Origin of the sequence: Lysinibacillus sp. KCTC 33748 (assembly GCF_002237755.1) — a bacterium.
Classification (GTDB): domain Bacteria; phylum Bacillota; class Bacilli; order Bacillales_A; family Planococcaceae; genus Lysinibacillus.
In genome coordinates, this window is sequence record NZ_MWSJ01000034.1 from 41,344 (window position 1) to 45,320 (window position 3,977).

Annotated in this window: 3 protein-coding genes and 1 pseudogene; all 4 read left to right on the top strand. The window is 33.5% G+C overall.

Annotated features, from left to right (window positions below; translation table 11 throughout):
- Positions 1 to 81: 81 nt before the first annotated feature.
- Positions 82 to 1,782, top strand: coding sequence for an ABC transporter ATP-binding protein (locus B1B04_RS24020; protein ID WP_079563953.1), 1,701 nt, complete (start codon positions 82 to 84; stop codon positions 1,780 to 1,782).
- 2 nt (positions 1,783 to 1,784) lie between these two features.
- Complete coding sequence (locus tag B1B04_RS24025) at positions 1,785 to 2,582, top strand: DUF4097 family beta strand repeat-containing protein (RefSeq protein ID WP_079563955.1); 798 nt, start codon at positions 1,785 to 1,787, stop codon at positions 2,580 to 2,582.
- Positions 2,583 to 2,608: 26 nt separating this feature from the next.
- The gene (locus B1B04_RS24030; protein ID WP_079563958.1) at positions 2,609 to 2,848 is read left to right on the top strand and encodes an LPXTG cell wall anchor domain-containing protein; all 240 of its coding nucleotides are present in this window, start codon (positions 2,609 to 2,611) and stop codon (positions 2,846 to 2,848) included.
- Between the two features lie 334 nt (positions 2,849 to 3,182).
- Positions 3,183 to 3,977 (top strand): annotated as a pseudogene (locus B1B04_RS24035) (transposase); the annotation flags it as partial.

Consider the following 3,977-nt stretch of genomic DNA (forward strand, 5'->3'; position numbering starts at 1 on the left):
CTAGTAAAAGCATGCGAGGTAAAACATTCTACTCAAACAATGTTTTGCCTCTGCATGATAAATAATTTGAGGAGATGAAATATGAAGAAATACCTTAAGCAGAATAAAGGGCTTGTGCTTATTACGACTATACTGGGAGGTTTAAGTGGAGCTTCTACTGCATTGATTGCATTGCTGCTGCAAAAGATTATTGATGCAGCAACAAATGGTGATTTTTCGACGTTCGAAAATATGATGTATCTTTCGATCATATTTTTCCTAGGAATGGGTTTAGTAAAATATCTGTATTCATTATGCGGAAAACAATTGATAAAGAAAATTGTCTACTCTATGAGAAGTGATGTTTTTCTCGGAGTGATGAGGAAAAATCATCAGGAGTTCGCTGAAAAAAATACAGCTAGCTACTTATCGATCGTTACAAATGATGTTAAAGCAATTGAGGAAAACTTTTTACAACCATTACTTTTATGTCTGCAGAATGCATTTGTATTTGTATTCGCCTTAGTTATTCTACTGACGTTAAGTCCGATAATCACGCTTAGTTTATTCGGCTGCCTAATCATCATGTCTGTAGTACCAGCGCTGTTCGGTAAACCATTGCAGACGAAACAGGAGAAAACTTCCGTTCAAGCATCTTTATTCACAGAAAAATCGAAAGATCTATTTTCGGGCTTTGAAGTAATCAAAGATTATGAAATGGAATCTGATAGTACCAATGAATTTGAAAAGTCTAACACGAGTCTTGTAAAAACAAAGTTTTCATTTGATAAATTATTAGCTGTTAATGAAGCACTATCTGAAGTGATTGCTATGGGAACTATTTTTTTGGTTATTTTCATCGGTTCCTATCAAGTACTACATCAAGAAATGACATTAGGATCTTTAGTAGCTATTGTTCAGCTGACTAGCATCTTTATTAGTCCAGTGATCATGATTATGCAAAATACTACAAAAATGAAGAGTGTTGGCCCATTGATCGCAAAGGTAGAAGAATTGACGGTGAAAAAAATAGAGGAAACAGTGGCATTACCTCAGCCAACATTTTCGGATAAAATTGTCTGTAAAAACCTTACATTCTCTTATAAAGAAAATCAGCCTGTATTATCGAATATAAATCTGATTTTTGAAAAAGGAAAAAAATATGCTGTAGTCGGACCAAGCGGCAGTGGAAAATCTACAATGATCAATCTACTAACGTCGACTTTAACCAATTATGATGGAGAAATTTTGTATGATAATCAAGAAATTAGAAAGATAGATAAGAAGGGGATAAAGAATTTATGTTCTATTATTCATCAGAACGTTTATCTATTCAATACAACGATTGCCCATAATATTTGTTTGAGCAAGACTTATACCGAAAAAGAGCAAAAGCTTGCAATGGCAGCTAGCGGTGTTTCTCAATTTATTGATATAGATGAAACCGGATTGGACATACCAGTAAAAGAAAATGGCTCTAATTTTTCGGGCGGACAAAAACAAAGAATTGTAATGGCACGGGCATTGATTCGTAAATCACCTTTGCTAGTTCTGGATGAAGGAACCTCTGCATTGGATATGCAGACGGCCTATCAGGTAGAAAAAGATCTACTAGATATTCCTGAACAGACATTGATTACAATTACGCATAAATTGGATCAAAACTTACTATCTCAGTATGATTCAATAATCTTTATGGAAGACGGAAAAGTCGTTGATGCAGGATCATTTAATAAAATATATCAACCAACATCCAGATTCTATCAATTTATGAATATAGAGAATGAACTAAAAGAGGTGTGAATATGAAACCTATAAAATTAATTTCTCTGGTGTCGTCAGTTACAATTTCTAGTTTATTAGCTAAAAAGGTTTATGACAATTATCAATCTAAAGGGATTGAGTCAGAAAAAAAAACGTGTAAATTTGATTTATCTAAGATTGACCAACTGAATATATTTTTTGAGAGAGGTCAGGGAAAGATTGAACACATTCCCGGTAATCATCTTGAAATTGAATATTATTTTACGAATAGGGAACAGGCAAAATCATTTGTCTTTACAGAGAATTTGAAAGGTAGCCAGCTTTCTCTTCAATTGAAAAGAGAAAATCCTTTAATGCCTTTAAATTTCTTCAATGGAATTTATGTTCAAATTAAACTGCCAGAATCTTATATGGGGCAAGTCGGTATCAAATCGACAACAGGTTCAATCATAGCCGATGATCTTATTGTTCCAAATGCCTCTTTTAAAACCGATACAGGAAATATAACTGTTCGATCTTTAGTTGGAAAAGATGTATCCATCAAATCAACAACTGGAGATATCACAATGGGTAGCTTAGACAGTGAAGATGACAACAGCCAAGCTCTTATTTCAAGCACTACAGGGAAAATAACAGTTATTCATAATAAGCTGTTCCGTAGGGAATTCATCAAAACAACCACAGGAGCTATTGAGTTGACCATCAATCCAAGCTTAAGTGATTACTGTATTAAGATAGAAAGTTTTGTGAAAAATGGAAGATGTAGCTCAGAAATCGTGGGTGACCCAACCAATGAAATTAATATTAAAACAACAACCGGAAACGTTAATAGATTATAAAATTAAAAGTTGAATGGAGAAAAAATATGTATTTATCTGGCTTGCCAATTCCGTCATTTTTACCAAGAGTGGATGAAAGTGTTGTTCAAATGGGGAATGTCGTTTTTATTATTTTCGGCATTGTCTGTGTCTTGATTGGATTACTTATCTTGTTGTTAAATAGAAAGAGAAAAAATAAAACTCAAAAAATTGTCGGTTCAGGATTTTTGATTGTAGGACTACTATCTTTGATTAATAATGTGTTTCAATATCTGTTCTGGAGTTAAAGCATGTGATTGACATCAAGAAAAGTAAACAAACAATCTAGCTAAAGAAAAAAATGTGTGAGTATATGAAATGAAAGATTACAAGACTGTGAAAAGCTCATATTGAGAAAATTGAAAGTATAAACTTTATCAAGTCTTACCGTAAAGTGAAGTGACACCTAAAAGTTAGATACGGTATTTCATTTGGCAGTGGTTTGGGCATGAGTTCGATAATATATGAGGGCACTGAAAAACTTCAATTGGTTCCACTTAGCGAGGTATTCGACGATTCAATCGTCGAATACCTCGCCTTTTTAATTTATAATTGAGAGACTAAATGCAGGTGGTGTTCTCAATGATTTCAAACCAAGAGACTTTCAACTTAAGTCCATATATGGCCATTTACGATATTGTCGTGCCAAAAGATAATATGCTTCGTCAAATTAACGAACTAGTGGATTTCTCATTCATTTTAGAAGAATTGAAAACAAAATATTGTTTAGACAATGAAGAAATGCGATTCCTCCGATTCGAATGTTTAAGTACTTATTGTTAAAAGCCATTTTTAATGTATCTGATGTAGACCTTGTCGAACGTTCAAAATATGACATGTCTTTCAAGTATTTTTTAGGAATGGCGCCAGAAGATGACGTGATTGATTCAAGCTCACTCACAAAATTCCGCAGACTTCGTCTTCAAGACGTAAGTTTATTAGATATGCTCATTGGAAAAACAGTTGAAATCGCACTCGAAAAGAACATTATCAAAAGTAAAACAATCATTGTGGACGCAACACATACCAAAGCACGTTATAACCAAAAATCACCGAAAGAATTTTTACAAGAAAAATCAAGACATACCCGCAAAGCAGTGTATCAATTTGATAAATCCATGAAAGAAAAATTTCCAAAGAAGAATACTTCTAACGAAGTAAAAGATGAATTAACTTACTGTGAAAGATTGATTGCCATTATTGAAAATAAACCACAAATCGCTCATCTACCAGCTGTAAAGGAAAAATTGAACGTGTTAAAAGAAGCTGTAGAAGATACGCAAGAAGGATGTTTTAAAGAAGGTGCAAAAACTAAAACCTATTCTGTTGCCATTAAATCAGAGGAACATTTAGACCAACAAGCGTTTCAAGAAACAG